Consider the following 16001-nt stretch of genomic DNA (forward strand, 5'->3'; position numbering starts at 1 on the left):
TGTTCCTCGTTGTCACAGCAGCCAGCCGGAGCCGTCGTCGTCGGGGTCGGCTGGGCCGTGGCAGGCGAGGGAGATCGTCGCACTGCCGGGTCCCCACCCGGCCGCCGTACCCGCCGACAGGTTCGCCCTGAGCGCGCACATGGGCGCGCCCGGTGTACGGGGGAACCACACGGCGAGGCGGTGCGGGTCGCGGTGCTCCCGGCGCCACTCCTCGTCGCGCCAGTACGCGCGTCCGGGGGGCTCCGGGAACCCGTCGGTGTCCCAGTCGCCCGACCAGACAGGCGTGCCCAGGACAGCCTGGGCAGCGGCGAGGTAGCTGGGCCACTTGCGGCTGACGAGGGACATCACGGGCGCGTTCTCCGCCGCCGAGCCGGACCGGACCGACCACAGGACGTGCTCCACCCGGGTGATGGGCCGACCAGGGGCGACCGACGCCAAGTGCAGCTGGCCGCCCTGTGCCGTACGCACCCGCTGGCCCGCCTCGAACCACAGCGGCTGCCAGCCGAAACCGGCGCACCAGGACGCCAATTCCTCATCGTCCTCCGGTACTCCGGCCCAGAGCGCGGGCCAGTCCAGGCCGATGAGCCGCCCCAGTTCCTCGACCAGGTGGTCGGGGGTGCGGTCGACGGTCAGGGCGGGCATGCGGTGGCTCCTAGGTGTGGGGCGGTGCGGCAGGGGACGGCGGCGGTTTGATCACTCGGCCAGGGTCGGGCCGCGCACCTGCTCGGGGGCGGGAGGGGCTTGGGAGGTTGTGGCGGTGCTCGGGACTTGGGCGGCTGGGGCCGGTACGGGCTTGAGGGTGACTCCGGGCAGGAAGTGGGCGCCTGCGATGGCCGACGCCGAGGGCTCGGGCGGCTGGATCTGTTGCGGGCCGGTCCTCGCGTTCACTTCCACGCCGGGGAGGAAGGCGCCGTGGGTGCTGACCACCGGGGTGGCCTGAGCACGGGCTTCGTGCGCCCAGGCCAGATCCGTGGAGTTGGGCAGGGCCACTTCGTGGTCCGGGCGCAGAACCTTGATCTCCTCGACGTACTTCTCGACGTCGGCCGCGCGGGCGGGGCCGTCCATGGCCGCCACGCGGGCGCAGACCTCGAGGACGGCAGCGCGCTGGGCCTCCGGAGTGGGGAGCGACTTCAGGTGCTCCAGGTCGAGGTGGCCGGCCTTGGTGAGCGGCGTGTACTTGGGGTCGTTCTCGTCGTATCCGAAGGTGTGGACCTGGGCGCGTACTGCCCGGGAGGCCAGCAGCTCCTGGGTTTCCGGAGCGAGGTCCGCGTACTTGCCCATCGGCGGCGGATACATGAAGTCGATGATGTCGAGCTTGCCGTCTCGGCGGAGCTGCGGGGCTTCCGTCTGGTAGGCGACGGCTCCCGGGTTGAGCTCGGCCATGAAGAAGAGGGCTTCGGTCTCGGTCGTGGCCGCGTATCTCTGGGAGAGGGCGCCCCAGGCGTCGTAGGCGAGGGCCGTGCCCGTGTCCCGGTCCAGTTTCAGCGCCCTCTGCACGTTCGCATCCCACAGGTGGAGCTCGCCCAATGCCTTTCCGCCGGGCGTGCCTTCCAGATAGCGCAGAGTGTCCTCGACTATTGAGTTCTGAGCCTCGGTGTACGCCGCCGCTACGTGCATGCTCTGAAGCTGTTCCCCAGCCTCCACGTCGACTGTCGGGTGGTCCTCCAACCGGTAGGACCAGAACGCCGATCGGGTGTCGGGAGTGGGAAGTTCCATGTCCTGCTCAGCAGCGAACTCCCTCAGCCGCTTGCGGAGCTGCTCTGTGTATTCCTTGTCCGGAAGGTGGGCGATGCCTGCGCGCAACCGCTTCGAGATTCTCCTGACCTCGTCAGGAGTCGGTGCGGCCTCGCCGGTGTGCTGTCGGTCTCGGGCGTCGTCGAGGACTTGGCCCGACACGTGTACCTGGATCACGCAGCCTCCGGCGGGTAGCAGTCGACATTGATGAGTGCGCGCCGAAGCTCGCCGGGTTCCAGAGCGGCGCCCAGGCTGACGGTCAGAACCGTGATGCGCCCTTCAGGGCCGCTCTCGCGCCACACAGCCATGCGATAGGGGTCCATGTCCTCCAGGCGGATGTCGCGGGGCATGAGCCAGTGCCGGTCGTGCGGTGGTTCCGGGAAGGAAGGGTCGTCCCAGGCCCCGGCGAAGGCAGGTTCACCGAGCACAGGGCGTGCGGCAGCCAGGTACGCGGCCCACTTCTCGGATGCCTGCGTGAGGACCTCGTCGTTCTCGGAGACTTTGTCGGCCGACTGCTGCCAGCTCGTCCAGCCCAGTTGCTTGATCGGAGCCCAGCCGGCCTCGCGCACGGGGTCGAGCACGAAGGTCTGCCCCGTGGCGCTACGCACTGTCAGCACCCTCTCCGCCGAGGTCGGCTTCCAGCCGAACAGCGCGCACCAGTCGTCCAGCGCCTGACCGGGGTTCGGAGGACCCGCCCAGACCGCGGGCCAGTCCACGTGCTCCAGGCCCCTGAGCTCCTCTGCCAGCTGGTCAGGGCTGCGGTCGATCCTGAGCGTCGTCATCGTCTGTTGCCTTCCTCGTCTACTGGCCGGCTCCGGTTCATCCGCGCCGTGCCTGCCGCTCCGCGTCCGCGTGGGCGGGGTCGTGGCAGGCGAGCACGATCCTCGCATCGGCCGGTACCGGGCCGCGCCCGGTGACCGCGCCGAGCGTCATCCGCAACTCCACAAGGGGTGCGTGCGGTGGAAGGAAGCGCCACACCGCGACGCGGTACGGGTCTCGGTGCTCCGTGCGCCAGTGCGTGTCCGGCCAGGGCTGCGGGCCGGGCAGTTCCGGGAAGTCCGGGCTGTCCCACGTGCTGTGGTGGGTCGGGTTGCCCAGGTAGCCGCGCAGTGCGTCGAAGTGGGCCTGCCAGCGGCTCTCGCTGAGGTCCGTGACCCGGTCGTTCTCTGACAGGTCCCGCGACCGGGCCGCCCACAGCGTGTACTCGACGCGGGGCACGGGGAGGGCCGGGCCGGGTGAGACGAGGTGCAGGCGGCTGCCGAGCGTGGTGCGGACGCGCAGGCCGGACTGGAACCACAGGGGGTACCAGCCGAAGCCCGCGCACCAGTGCGCGCGCTTCTCCACGTCCGCAGGGGCGCCCGCCCAGACCGTGGGCCAGTCCACGCCGGTGAGCCGCTGCATCTCCCCGACCAGCTGGTCGGGGGTGCGGTCGGCGGTCAGGGCAGGCATGGGCTGGCTCCTCGGAGTGGGGCGGCGCCGGGTGCGGGCGGACGGGGCCGACTAGACGCGACCACTCGGGTCACGCGGGTCCCGTGGGGCCGGTCGCGGTGCGGGCGGAGTTGGATCCGCCGGAGCGACCCGGCGCGGTGCCGGCTGTGGGTCCGGCTCCTGGCGCGGTGCGGGGGTTGTGGGCGCGGGGCTCGGTGCGGGCCTGGGCGACGGCTGCTGGGTCTGCGCGCCGCTCGAACCGCTGACGCGTCCGCTGCGCCTGGAGTTGGCGGAATCCTGCCCCTCCGGCTCCTGTTCCGGCTCCGGCTGGGGTGACGGCGTGTTGGTGTTGTTCGCCGCGCGGGCTGCTGCCCTGTCCGCTCGGGCAACGCGCGCGTCCTCCTTCGCCCAGTACGCGGACTGGTTCTGCTCGCGCTTGGACTGGCCGAGCCAGCCCTTCTGCTGCATCTTGCCGCGTCCCTTGCCCTTGAAGATGGCGCGGTCCACTGCCCAGGCCGTGCCCTTGGCCGCCGTGCCCGCGACTCTCCCGGTTACCTTGGGCGCATTCGCCATTGCCTTCTCGCCCGTGGCTACCAGCTTGTCGCTCCCGGCTCCCGCAGCCTCCCGGATGCCCAGCGCGTCACCGCCGCCGCCCGCGAACTCGGGGCTGAAGTTCCCGGCGAGGAGCTTCTTCAGCATCATCACAACCGCGGCGGTGACCAGGACCAGCATCAGCAATTGTGTACCAAGAGCGACCTGGGCCGGAAGGATGACCTGGTAGAGGACGAGCAGGACGGTCAGGATCACGCCGAAGCCCGCCCGTAGCACGAAGCTGTGGATGAACGTCTCCAGCCAGCCCTTGAGCAGCTTCTGTTGCGAGGGGTGGATACCGAGTGTGGCGACCAGCGGCAGCATGATGACCAGGATCAGTGTGACCGCGTGCCAGAGCAGGGTCAGCACGCTGAGCACGATGACCATCACACCGACGATGAAGGAGGCGATGAGTGAGTAGAAGGCTATGCCCACTCGGTCGGTGGCGTTCTTGCCTGTCCAGTCGGAGAACGCCACCGGGTAATACGTGCCCTTGGCGATGTCTCCGCGGATCAGCTGCCAGTCCTTGAACTGGTCGAGTCCGTCCCTGTCGATGTTGGTTGTGGACTGGGTGACGGCCTGGCGCACACGGAGATCCGCGCAGCGTGTGCTGCCCTCAGTGCCCCAGTAACAACCGGCCTCTGGGACTCCCATCGAGACCCCGTCCGGGACCTTGGCCGGGCAGTAGCCGTTGACGACGGTCGATCCGTCGCTCTTCTTCCTGAAAATGCAGGTGCTGCCTGGCTGTCCGAACTGGCCCAGCGCCCATGGGCGGAACGCCAGTGTGTCGTACATCGCACAACTGGAGAGACGAAGACCCTCATTCGGTCGGTCGTCCTTCAGATCGCAGGGTGGCTGCGCCGTCCCCGACACACTGGACAGCGCGGCCGAGGTGAGCGCCGAATTGGCCTCCGCTATCCATTTGTCGGCGCCTGATACGAACAGGTTGTAGTTGTTGTTGCCGCCCAGAAAGGCCAGCACCGCGATTGTGGTCAACGCGGTCCAGGAGATCCCGGCCCAGACCTCGCGCATGTCGCCCTTGCGCCACTTGGTGAACACCCAGAAGCCGACCAGCACGATCATCACGGGTACGGCGGGTTCGAGGACGTGGGACTTGAGCGTCGCGACGACGTTGTCCCGTCCTGAGTAGAGGCTGGCGAAGGGACTCGGGTTGGAGGCCATCTCCTTGATGGAGATGGAGAAACGGGTCAGGACCTTGGTGCCGTAGAAGATGATGTTCGCCATGCCGTTGTTGACATAGGTCATGAACTCACAGTTATCAGCCCCGCTGAACCGTGTGCCGTTGCTCTTGGCCGCGTCCTTCTCGTCCTTGAAGGTCATGGACCAGTTGAGGCCCCGCATGCCGTTCAGTTCGTACAGGGTGTAGCTGCCCGCATCCTTCGGCTTCACCTTGAGGTCATCGGTGTGGGCTCCTTCTTCGTTGTTCAGGAGGTCGCCGTTTGGCTTGGTGGCCCACTGCGCGACCCCGGGTATGAAGTCCTCGCCGTTACTGCCCGGGGAGTCCTGGTGATAGGTCTCGTCCCCGGTCAAGTCGCAGGTGAAGTCCGCAGACGCTGACGTCGGTGCGGCCAGGGTGAGAGCGATCAGCGCCAGCACCAGGAAGAGGCCGGCACGGACGGCTGCGCCGGTTTTTCGGATGCGGCGGCTCAGCGCGTTGCGCGAGGGCATCTTCGGTCCTAACGGAGACAGGGAAGGGAAAGGAGCACGGCTGCGGGTCCGGTCTGCGTCAGGAGTCCGCGAGGTAGTCGGTCACCACGCATCCGTCGACGAGTCCGTCGATCTTCTTGTAGCCGCTGGGCACGGTGAGATCCGGGCTGCAGGACAGGGCCATCATCTTGCTTTCGGCGAGTTGGTGGACCGTCTCGCCGTTCACCGGGGCGATGGCGAAGTCCTGGCCGATCTGCCACGACTCCTCGCCCTTGGCGCTCTGCTCCTGGAACTTCCGCATGTCGTCGATGAGAAGAAGCGTGATGTCGTCGCCATGCTCGTCTTCACAGTGGGCGCGTTCCTTGATGCCCCACGCGGGGTTCTTCGCCTCGTCCTTCATGTAGTCCCAGTCCGCAGGGTCTGTTTCCAGATCCTGACAGGCCGCGTGTTCGTTGATCAGCGAGGCCAGGGACGCCATGTCCGAGGCGGAGGGCAGCCCGAGGTCCGCCATCGGGTCGTCCTCACCGCAGCCGGTCACAAGGACCAGGGCCGCGAGAGCTGTGGTGCCAGCGATTACTGCACGCTTCAGTCGCATGGTGTGCTCTGCCTTACTCGGAGACGTAGTCGGTCAGTACGCGGCCACGCACCAGCGTGTCCTGGATGCGATGGTCGGAGGGGAACGCGAGATCGAGACACCTCATGCGGCAGCCTCTTCCGGAGGCGCGGACCGAGCCGCTGCCGGGTCCTCCGCCGCCTCCTGCAGGAACGTCCAGTCCCACACGCTCAGCGGCGGGTTGACGCCCTGGCGGGCCGGGCGGGTCGTGCCGTTGGTGTCCGTGGCCGCGAGGATCTCCTTGAAGACCAGGTCGACGGCGACCGTGCCGACGCGTTTGTCGGCGTCGCGCTGGAGGCAGACACCGGTGCGGAGCTCCTGGAGCGCGGCCACGACCTTCGGGTCGTCCTCGGGGCGGCCGAGCAGCGGAGCCACCAGGGACGCCTCCTGCGCCGACTTCTGCTTGAAGGCGAAGACCGTGTGGATCTGGTTGGCGCCACCGCTGCGGGCCTCGGAGTCCTCGATCTGGACGAGGTCGATGGCCTGCTGGGTGATCAGGACGGTCACGGCCATGTACGAACGGCCCTGCTTCAGGGCGCGGCGCATCAGGTCGCGGCCCGACTCCGTGGCCGTGACGACGTACGCCTCGTCCACGAACAACGCCTTGGGGCGCAGGCCGATCTCGCCCGTCACCGGGTTCTTCTCGTAGCCGACGTCGAGCATCTGGCTGCCCAGCTCCACGACCGCCATCAGGGCCGTCGCCGCCAGGCGCTCCGCCGGGTTCCAGCTGCGCGGGTCGGAGGCCGCGGGTGACTGGAAGCCGCGCAGGGTGATCACCGTACGGCGCTTGCGCATCGCCGAGAGTGGCTGGGGCTGTTCGGAGAAGGCGAGACGGGCGTAGGGGAGGGTGCGCAGCTCGGTGAGGAGCATCTGCGCGAGTTTCAGGTCCTTCGTCGCCTCCCGGTCGCCCGAGGCGAGCGCCTGCTCGTACGCCGTCACGACCTCGTCGACCACCTGCCACAGCGTCGGGCGGGGGACCTGCGCGTCGGCGTCCCGGGCCGTCAGGCCTTGGTCGACCGCCTGGCGCATGGCCGAGTTGTAGCGGCCGACGACCGTGGCCATCGCCTCGATGACGGGGAGGCGTACGCGCTGGTAGTCCTCGTCGCCGAGGAAGCCGCGCAGCATCGACTCGGCCAGCAGACGGCCGGCCGGGACGTCGCGGGCGATCACCCATGGGTCCAGGACGCCCGCCTGGCCCTTGAGAAGGTCGACGACCTCCGTCTCCGCCCAGAACTCCGGGTTCACCGGCTGGAACCGGCTCTGCGGGGTCCCGAGGAGGCCCGCCTCCGCGTCGGAGGTGAACGCCGGGTCGTTCACCTGGGAGCCGAAGGCCAGGTAGTAGCAGAGCTGGGCGAAGTCGGTTTTGGGGTCGATGACCAGGCAGCGGACGCCCGACTCGGACTCCTCGTAGAACTTCTGCAGGGCCAGGGAGGACTTGCCACCGCCGGACGCGCCGACGATGGCGAGGCCACCGCCGTCGTTGCGGGCCGGGCCGACGTGTAGCGAGTAGTGGACCGGCATCTTGCCCGCCCAGCCGACCAGGTTGCCGACCCAGCCGAGGCGCTTTCCGGAGCGGTGCTCGGGGTTGTCGCCCAACTCCGTTCCTGCGGTGGGGAGTCCGGCCCCGAGCTGCTCGACTTCCTGGAGCCGGAGATACGGAGCGATAGGGAGCTTCGGCGCGTCACCCGGGAGTTGCGACTGGAGCAGACGCCACTGCTGGCGCGTCGGACGGAGCAGCGTGACCTTCAGGTCCTGCTTGAACTGCATTTCCAGGACCCGGCGGCGGCGCTCCAGCTCCTTCACGCTCGGAGCCGAGATCGTGAAGCGGATCTGCGCCTCCATCCCCGGCATCTTGTGCTCCTCGATGTCGTCAACGAGCTCCTGGGCGCGGGTGACCTGGTGGGCCAGCTTGGTGTCCGGGGTACGACCGGAGTTGGCCATGTCGTTCATCTCGTCGACGAGGTTGCCGCGGATCTTGTCGGCGCGGTCCTTGAACTTCAGGTACGGGATGAGCGTGAACCGCATGTCGATCTCGACCGGGAAGTCCACGTGCTGTGCGGCGTACCGGGCCCAGGCTGTCGACTGGCGGAAGCGGGTCTCGGCGGGCCAGTTGGCGGCGACCAGGGTCGTGGTGTAGCTGGTCTGCTGCTCGCCGGTGACCTCGTCGTACTGGTTCAGGACGATGTGCGTCTTGCGGTTCTCGCCCGAGAAGTCGACGACGAGGTCGAAGGCGTTGGGGCCCCAGGCGCGCGAGCCGAGCACGGGCTCGGGCGGGACTGGCAGGTCGCCGTGGAGGGGCTTGCGGATCAGCCAGACAAGCTCCTCGCGGGTGAGCGGGGTGCCCCGGAGGGTTTCCAGGCTCTCGTGGACCTCGGTCGCCACCTGCGTCCATTCCGCGACGACGGAGGGCGACAGATACTCGTCGGCGACCCCGGTCGCGGTGGCGGCCACATGGTCGGCGGCGCCCCGTACGCCGCGGAGCAGGCCCGGCTCGTCGTACGGCTCGTCGTCCTCGGACATCACGCCGGAGCCGCCGCTGTTGCGCTTGAGCGAGCCCAGCTTCACCAGCAGGACGTTGCGCTCCCGGTTGGCGCCGATGCGCTCCTGGTACTCGGCCTTGCGCAGGTTGTAGGCCTTGTAGTTGTCGGTCGGGTCCCAGGCGACCGCGTTCAGGTCCTCCGCCCAGGTCAGTGCGGTGATCGGCTGGTAGACCTTGCGGTAGTGGCACTCGACGTTGCGGTCACCTCGGGCGAGGTTGAGCAGACCGCGCGGCGGACCCTCGGCCATCGCCTGGAGTTCCTGGGCGTTCAGGTACTCGTCGATGGCGTTGGGCAGGACGAGGCCGGTCCACACCGAATCGCCGTGGACGAAGATCATGTCGTCCGCGTAGCGGTACGGCAGCCGGAGGTCCTCACGACGTGCCGAGGCACCGGCTCCGGAGGACGACCTGGAACGGCCGGCCGACGAGTTCGCCCGACCACCGCCACCGCCCTGGCCCGGCTTCTTGCTCGACGTGGCGGCCATGATCATGGCGACCACGAAGAAGGCGGCCGCCCCGACCAGAAGGATCAACAGGAACATGGACATGGAGGAGTCATCCTGCGGTAGTCGGCTTGGTACGGGGGTGGGTGAGCGGGGAGAACGGCCTGTTCAGCGGTTCAGCGGGGTGCCGAGAAGGCCGTACCGCGTTCGGCGGCGGCCCTGCGGGCGTCTTCGTAGCGGGCCTGCCAGCGAGGTCCTCCGGGGTTCCAGAGGATGACCTGCCAGTGCAGTTCCTCCGGTTCCTGATCGGCGGAGAGCCCCTGCAGCCGCTTGGGCTGGAACCACCAGTCGGTCCACACCACCAGCTGCTGGCTCAGCGTGAGTGCCGAGGGCAGGGGCCGGCCCCAGACGAAGTAGACGGCGAACGGCGGCCCGAAGTAGAGGACCGACGTGAGCATCGACATGCCGAGGAAGGGGAGGAACGCGGACAGGGTGAACATGGCGATGAGCCACACCAGCCCGAAGCCGAAGGCCGCACCCAGCGCCGGCAGCAGCAGGCCCGGGAGGGGAATGTTGCCCCAGTTCCAGATCCGCTTCGGCCGGTTGACCAGATCGGTGTGGTCGTAGGCGACCAGTGGCTCGGGCGCGTCCTGCGCCACGACGATCAACTCCTCCCTTTGGCAGCTTTAGTGACGGATCGTCAGCTTCCGTTGCCGATCTGGTCGCCGAGCGAGATGAGGAGACCGGCGAGACCACTGGCACCACCGATGACCAGGGCGGCGAGCGCGATCATGCCGAAGCCCTGGAAGGCCTCGCGCATACCGTCGCCACGCTTCATCGACATCAGCATGCGGATGCCGAGGACGAGAAGGGCGATGACGGCGACGAGCGTGCCGGCGCTGGTGAGGATGGACTGCACCTCGCCGAACATCTCCTTCATCTTGTTGGTTCCGTCGCCGTCGGCGGCCAGGTACATGGTGGTGGTTCCTCTCGGGTGGTGAAGAGCGAGCGATGTAGGTGGGGCGTAGAGGATCAGGGCTTCTGGGGCTTGTCGTCCCCGGACGGCTTGGACGAGCCGGAAGGCGACGCCGAGCCCGAGGGCGACGCCGACGGTCCGCCGGTGCCCTGCTCAGGCACGGTCTGCTCGTCGGAGTCGGCCCGGCCGCCCTCCGCGTCCAGCACGCCGCCGCGGATGTCCTTGATGAACCAGCCCTGCGCCGTGTTCACGACGGTCATCCGGTACGCGCGGCGCACGGTCGCGCCCTTGGCGTCGGCCCAGGTGACGCTCACACGGAGCTGCACGGCCTGGTCGTTGCCGTAGGTGTACGAATCGGCGCCCTGGAGGTTCTTGGGCACCAGCGCGACCACGTCGTCGACTGTCGGGTCCGTCAGCCGGCCGGCCAGGCCGGCGGTGGCCACCTGGGTGGCGCCGGGAGCGGCGAAGCGGGCCATGGCCGTGGCGTCGGAGGCCCCCCATGCCTCGAAGTAACCAGGCAGCACCTTCTCCTGGAGCTGTGCCGCGAGTGCGTCGTCGACGACCTCGTCCTTGCTGATCTCGGGCACGTCGGCGCGGGCGGGCAGCGGCATCTGGCCGACGTCGCCGGCCACGCGCAGACCCTCGCCCGTCGCGAGGTCCTTCACGTACACGGGCACGGTGAGCGTGGTCAGGGAGCCGTCCTCGCTACGGACCTGGATACCGAGGTAGCGGCCGCGGTCGCCGTACTCGGGAAGTTCTTCGAGGGTGCCGTCCCAGACGGCGGACAGGGCGGTGTTGGACCCCTCACCGCTCCAGCCGCACTCGGAGTCGACGCCGGAGGAGGCGTAGCGGGCCAGGTTCTCGCGGCGGTCCGCCTCCGTCTCCGGCGAGTACGTCATGCACAGCAGCGCGTACTGCTCGGCGAAGGTCGCCGCCTGCTGCGTCGGGAACTCGGTGAGGCGGTACTTGGCGGCGTCGTCGGAGTCGAGTCCCGCCGTGACGGAACTCGACGACGCGCCGACCACCATCCCCATCACACCGCACGAGCCCAGCGCGAACACGCACGTGGTGATCAGCAGGGTGGCGCGCAGTGCGACGTGCGTGCGGCGCCCGCCGGCGGGTGCCCGGCCACCGGGCTTGGGGACGTCGAAGTCGCGGGTGGGGCGGGACCCGGCAGCGGTGGAGGCGGTTCCGCCGGTGGTGGCCGGGGCGGTTGCGCCGACGGTGGCTGGGGTGGGAGCGGCCGGGGCGCCGGGGCGGGTGCCGAGGGTGAGGGTCTGGTTGCCTGCGGCCGGCGCCTGCGGCGCGTGGGTGACGGTAGTGGCCGCGGGAGGGGCGGTGGCAGCCGGCGCCCCGCCGTTCTTGCGCTGCTCCTTCGCAGCCTTCTTCTGCTCGTACGCGGCCTTGCGGGCCGCCCGCTCCCGCTCGCGCTTCTCCTTCTTCGACTCGCTCGCGGGGCGCGTCTCGCGCGGCGGCAGCGCCGGTACGGCGGCCTGTCCGGCCTGGGGCGTGTTGCGCACCCAGGCAGCGGCGACCTGCGCGCGGGCCGCGTCGGAGGGGAGTTGCTGCGGCTGGGGGTGGGAGGGCTGCGGGGCAGGGGGCTGGACCTGGTGCTGGGCAGAGGGCTGCTGCCCGTGGCCCTGCGCCTGCCAGGCCTGCTGCTGGGGCTGCTGAGGAGGACCGAAGGACCCGGGCTGGCCGGAAGGCTGGCCTCCGCCGACCGCGCCAGCAGGGCTGTTGTGGTCTGTCATCGAGTCGGTTACTCCAGCGAGTCGGTTCCCCGTCCGCCTCGGCGGGCACGACCGCACCGCACGACGGGCCCTGGCCCAGCCAGGTGCGCAGGCAGTGTGACAAAGACCTGTCACCTGGCCGCCGCCGAATTCCTCGCAGGGAGACGGGAATTCCCGCGAGGGCGGAGTTCGGGAAAGTGTTCGGGAAAAGTGTCAGGGACACGCCGGGGAGTCGCTTGGTCGTCCCGAACCGCGCTGGGCCCACAATGCGCTGGGGCGCGTCCGCGTACGCACGACGTTCCCGCACACAACCTGGACCCGACGGACCGGCGAAGGACGACAGTTGACCGACCACAACGGGCACCCCCAGCCGCCGCAGCCCGACCCGGGCACCTGGGGCGCTCCCCAGCAGACCCCGCCGGTCCAGCAGGCACCAGTTCCTGCCCCCGCCGTCGCACCGATGCCTCAGGTCTTCCCGGCCGACCGTGCCTGGGTCGACGGCTACGAGCCCGGCAACCCGTGGCAGGCACGGCTGTGCGTCGAGACGCCGTACGGCACCTTCGCCTATCCTCTGACCCCCAACACGATCCCCGAACTCCTCGAACAGATGGTGCTGGTGGCCCAGGAACAGCAGGGCCTGCCGGTCGGCTTCGACGCCGACCCCGAGGCCGAGGCCGAGCCCGGAACGGCACCGGCGAATGCCGAGGACACCGACGAGGACGAGCAGGAGCAGCCCGGCCTCCACGGTGGCCGCGCCGCGCGGCTGACCGGCTGGGCCCTCGTCCACGACCTGTGGGAACGCGAGGATCCGACGGCGCGGATCGTGATGGGCGCGATCGTCGTGGTGTTGTTGCTGCTCGGTATCGTCCTGTCCTGATCGCCCAACCCGCAGGAGTGGAACGATGACCGGTACCCAAGCCGACTCCACGGAGCCGGAGTTCTACTTCGCGGACGTCTACGTATTCGTCTCCGACTATCTCGCGCAGATGGTGCGTCGCCGGGTCAACGGCTCGTCGGCGACCTGGTGTCCCAAGTGGTGGGAGCACCCCGAGGCCGGTGCCCGGCTCTCCGCGCTCTGGCTGGCGTGGGAGCACCTGCGTCAGGACCCGGCGCTCGGCATGTCGACGTGGTGGCTGCACCATGCCGACCCGCATCTGCGTGTGCTGATGGACGCCGACTCGGGCCCGTTCGCGGCCTGTTCGCCCAAGGACGGGCACACCGCGTACCCGTTCGATCCCCTGCCGGTGGATCCGCGGCCGGAGTGACGCCCTCGGGCTTTCCCCGCGTTCGATTCCCTTTCCCGACCCATTCCCCGCCGGGAAAATCCGAGCCTCTTGCGCCCCCACCTCCCCCTACCGTGTCCCGGTCAGCGCCCGACCGCCGTACCGGCACAGCACGAGGGAGACGCGGGAACCGTGGAGTCGCCTGCCGAGAACAAGCGCACGGCACTGCTGGCACTGGCGGTGCTCGGCGCTCTGCTGGTTGCCGCGCTGACGGTGTTCATCGTCTTCGACGGGGACGACGAGGACTCGGCCGGCCAGAACGCGGCGTCCGCAGCGCCGTCCGAGGGGAAGCCGGGATCCGGCGGTGGGAACGCGGACTCCGGCTCGGACGAACCGGGCGACGCCGAGGCGACTCCCATCGTCCCGCTCTCCGAGGTGGACGAGGCACATACCGTCATGGCGAAGTACATGGCCGGCATCAGCACCTACGACTACAAGAGCAACGCCGTCACCTGGGTTCCCCCGCTGCTCGAACTGACCACCGACGACACCCGGATGAAGCAGCTGACCAGGTTGCCCTCCGGCAAGGCGTGGGCGACCTGCCAGGCGGAGCAGTGCGAGTCCAAGGGCACGGCCGTCGTCGTACGTGACGCGGTGATCTCCGACGATCTGGTGCGCGGCAGCGGACGGACGATCTCCAGCCTGGTCAAGGCGACGTCGACGGTCACCGCGGGCGGGCAGTCGACCACGGAGTCCAACGAATGGCTCGTGACCGTCCAGGAGGACCGGGGTAAGTGGGTGGTCTCCGGGTTCGACATCTTCGGCCTGGGTGACGTCGGCGCCTCCGAAGAATCGGGGGAGTGAGCCTGCCATGGTGGCACCTGCCGTACTGGCGGCCGCGGCGAAGGCCGCGAAGGTCGCCAAGACCGCCAAGGCGGCCGGACAGTTGGCCGCGAGTGCCCGCGGCTCCAAGGGCGGCGGCGGAGGCGGCGGGGGCAAGAAGAAGAGCACCTTCAAGTGGTGGATCTTCCTCGGCGGCGGAGGAGGCCTCGCCGTCGCGGGCATCTGTCTCGTCCTGCTGCTCATCGGCAGCATGCTCGGCGGCGTCGGCAACGGCGCCACGAACGCCGCCTGCGGCGACTACGCCGACAATGCCGAAGCCGGGAACACCGGCGACGCCGCGGCCACCAACCCGGTCATGCCGGCCGGCAAGATGTACATGCCGAGCGAGACCGCGCGCAACGAGATACCGCCGAAGATGATCCTCGCCTCGATGCGCGCCGCAGCCCGCTACGACGGTCTCGACTGGACCCTCATCGCCGGGCAGATGTACCAGGAGACCAAGTACGGCCAGGACCCGTCGGCCGCGCCCGGCGGCGCCAACTCCCTCGGCTACATGGGCATTCTGCAGTTCGGTAAGCCGGCCTGGACGGACTACGGGGACGACGGCAACGACGACGGCAAAGAGGATCTGTACAACATCGACGACGCGGCCTACGCCGCGGCCAACTTCCTGCACGCGAAGAAGGCGGAGACCCAGCCCTTCAAGGCGCTGCAGATCTACTCGGGTTCGTTGGCCTCCAACACCATCTACCCGCGCGTGGTCCTCACCCAGGCCGCCCGGTACCGCGGTGCGCTCACCGGCGACAAGGACCTCATCAAGCGCTGGTACGTGCACCTGAAGGAAACGATCGAGAAGAACCCCGACTTCCCCACCCTGGGCAAGCAGTCGGACATCCCGGAGCCGGTCGGCAACGACGCACAGCCGAACAAGGCCCTCAGCATCGCCGCGACCTCGCCCCGGTCGTGGTCGACCCCGCCGCTGAAGGGCGAGACCGAGGAGGTCGTCTCCGCCATGGCCCCGGTCGCGCACACGGTCGCGAGCGGCACGAGCGGCACGAACATGGCCCCGGTCGCGAACGTCATGGACGTCATGAACGCCACCGACGTCACGCCCGTCTCCTTCCCTGGCGCCAAGCCGCCGCCCAGCGCCGGCAAGGACTGGCAGTGGCCCATGAAGCGGGGCACCTACACGATCGGCACGCCGTACCACAAGAGCGGCGGCATGTGGAGCCTCGGCTACCACACCGGCCTCGACCTGGTGGCGCGCAGCGGCACCCCGATCTACGCCCCGGCGGACGGCAAGGTCGTGGCCGCCGGTCCCGGCGGAGCGTACGGGAACATGACGAAGCTGCGGCACGAGGGCGGCGTCATCACGCTCTACGCCCACCAGACCTCGTTCAACGTGTCCGTCGGTGACTCCGTCAAGCGCGGCCAGCAGATAGGAACGGTCGGCGCGACCGGCAACGTCACCGGCCCTCACCTGCACTGGGAGGTCCTCGTCCCCGGCGTCGACAACCCGTTCGTCGGTGGTCAGGACCAGGGTCCCGGCATGGTCGACCCCGAGGAGTGGCTGGCGGGTCGGGTCACCGCCAAGCCGGACTACGGCACGGTTCCCGGCTCGGACTCCGACGACAAGTCCCGTGACGCCGAATACGCCGACTGCGCGAAGGGCGGCAGCGGCGCGGCCGTCGCCCCCGACGGCGCCGGCGCCTCCGGTGTCCTCCCCGACTCCGACGACCCCGTGATCCGCGCGGTTCTCGGCTGGGCGCAGCGCGGCATCGGCGTCCCGTACGTGTTCGGTGCGCCCCGGCTCCAGGGTCAGAACCCGCGCAGCTTCGACTGCTCCAGCTTCACGCAGTGGGCCTACTACATGGCCAGCGACGGGAAGATCGACATCGGTGGCACCACGTATGTGCAGGAGCCCCGCCTGGAGAAGTACGAGGTGCAGCTCTCCGAGGCACAGCCCGGTGACCTGATCTTCTTCCGGCCGGAGGGCGACAACCTGTCCGGGCACGTGGGCATCGTCTGGGATCCCAAGAGCAAGAAGATCATCCACGCCCCGCGCCCGGGCAAGAACGTCTCCTTCAGCACCTGGGACGTCCAGGACAAGATCACGGGCGTCTACCGCGTACCGATTCCCGCCGGCACGAACCCGGTCGAGGGCGACGGCCACGCCGAGGCATAGGGCTCGGGGCGGGCCCGTGGATTCCGCC

14 protein-coding genes are annotated in these 16001 nt (G+C 69.3%); 4 read left to right on the plus strand and 10 right to left on the minus strand.

Features of this window, described 5'->3' with window-relative positions; translation table 11 throughout:
* Positions 1–12: 12 nt before the first annotated feature.
* The 10 genes from GWK25_RS01365 to GWK25_RS01410 form a co-directional block, all read right to left on the minus strand.
* Positions 13–642, minus strand: a complete 630-nt coding sequence (locus GWK25_RS01365) for a hypothetical protein (RefSeq protein ID WP_215448054.1) — start codon at positions 640–642, stop codon at positions 13–15.
* Positions 643–693: 51 nt separating this feature from the next.
* Positions 694–1911, minus strand: coding sequence for a hypothetical protein (locus GWK25_RS01370; protein WP_251828650.1), 1218 nt, complete (start codon positions 1909–1911; stop codon positions 694–696).
* The gene (locus tag GWK25_RS01375; protein WP_215448055.1) at positions 1908–2516 is read right to left on the minus strand and encodes a hypothetical protein; all 609 of its coding nucleotides are present in this window, start codon (positions 2514–2516) and stop codon (positions 1908–1910) included. Before GWK25_RS01375 ends, GWK25_RS01370 begins: the two co-directional genes overlap by 4 nt.
* Before the next feature lie 37 nt (positions 2517–2553).
* Positions 2554–3183, minus strand: a complete 630-nt coding sequence (locus GWK25_RS01380; protein WP_215448057.1) for a hypothetical protein — start codon at positions 3181–3183, stop codon at positions 2554–2556.
* Positions 3184–3234: 51 nt separating this feature from the next.
* Entirely contained in the window at positions 3235–5370 is a 2136-nt protein-coding gene (locus GWK25_RS01385; RefSeq protein ID WP_251830807.1) for a hypothetical protein, read from the minus strand.
* 130 nt (positions 5371–5500) lie between these two features.
* Complete coding sequence (locus GWK25_RS01390; protein ID WP_215448061.1) at positions 5501–6016, minus strand: hypothetical protein; 516 nt, start codon at positions 6014–6016, stop codon at positions 5501–5503.
* A gap of 102 nt (positions 6017–6118) precedes the next feature.
* Positions 6119–9121, minus strand: coding sequence for an ATP-binding protein (locus tag GWK25_RS01395; RefSeq protein ID WP_251828651.1), 3003 nt, complete (start codon positions 9119–9121; stop codon positions 6119–6121).
* Positions 9122–9192: 71 nt separating this feature from the next.
* On the minus strand, positions 9193–9675 hold the full coding sequence (locus GWK25_RS01400; RefSeq protein ID WP_215448064.1) for a hypothetical protein: 483 nt from the start codon (positions 9673–9675) through the stop codon (positions 9193–9195).
* 41 nt (positions 9676–9716) lie between these two features.
* On the minus strand, positions 9717–9992 hold the full coding sequence (locus GWK25_RS01405; protein WP_045558205.1) for a TrbC/VirB2 family protein: 276 nt from the start codon (positions 9990–9992) through the stop codon (positions 9717–9719).
* Between the two features lie 56 nt (positions 9993–10048).
* Entirely contained in the window at positions 10049–11743 is a 1695-nt protein-coding gene (locus tag GWK25_RS01410; protein WP_215448067.1) for a conjugal transfer protein, read from the minus strand.
* A 322-nt stretch (positions 11744–12065) separates the two neighbouring features.
* Between GWK25_RS01410 and GWK25_RS01415 the strand changes: the two genes are divergently transcribed.
* The 4 genes from GWK25_RS01415 (at position 12066) to GWK25_RS01430 (ending at position 15973) form a co-directional block, all read left to right on the plus strand.
* Positions 12066–12599, plus strand: a complete 534-nt coding sequence (locus tag GWK25_RS01415; protein ID WP_215448068.1) for a hypothetical protein — start codon at positions 12066–12068, stop codon at positions 12597–12599.
* Positions 12600–12624: 25 nt separating this feature from the next.
* Positions 12625–12987, plus strand: coding sequence for a DUF4913 domain-containing protein (locus GWK25_RS01420; protein WP_215448069.1), 363 nt, complete (start codon positions 12625–12627; stop codon positions 12985–12987).
* Between the two features lie 150 nt (positions 12988–13137).
* On the plus strand, positions 13138–13809 hold the full coding sequence (locus tag GWK25_RS01425) for a hypothetical protein (RefSeq protein ID WP_215448071.1): 672 nt from the start codon (positions 13138–13140) through the stop codon (positions 13807–13809).
* A gap of 7 nt (positions 13810–13816) precedes the next feature.
* Positions 13817–15973 carry a peptidoglycan DD-metalloendopeptidase family protein gene (locus GWK25_RS01430; RefSeq protein ID WP_215448073.1) on the plus strand — a complete coding sequence of 719 codons (2157 nt, stop codon included), beginning with the start codon at positions 13817–13819 and terminating at the stop codon, positions 15971–15973.
* Positions 15974–16001: the final 28 nt, after the last annotated feature.

This window comes from Streptomyces sp. ATCC 21386 (assembly GCF_018728545.1).
Taxonomy (GTDB): Bacteria; Actinomycetota; Actinomycetes; order Streptomycetales; family Streptomycetaceae; genus Streptomyces.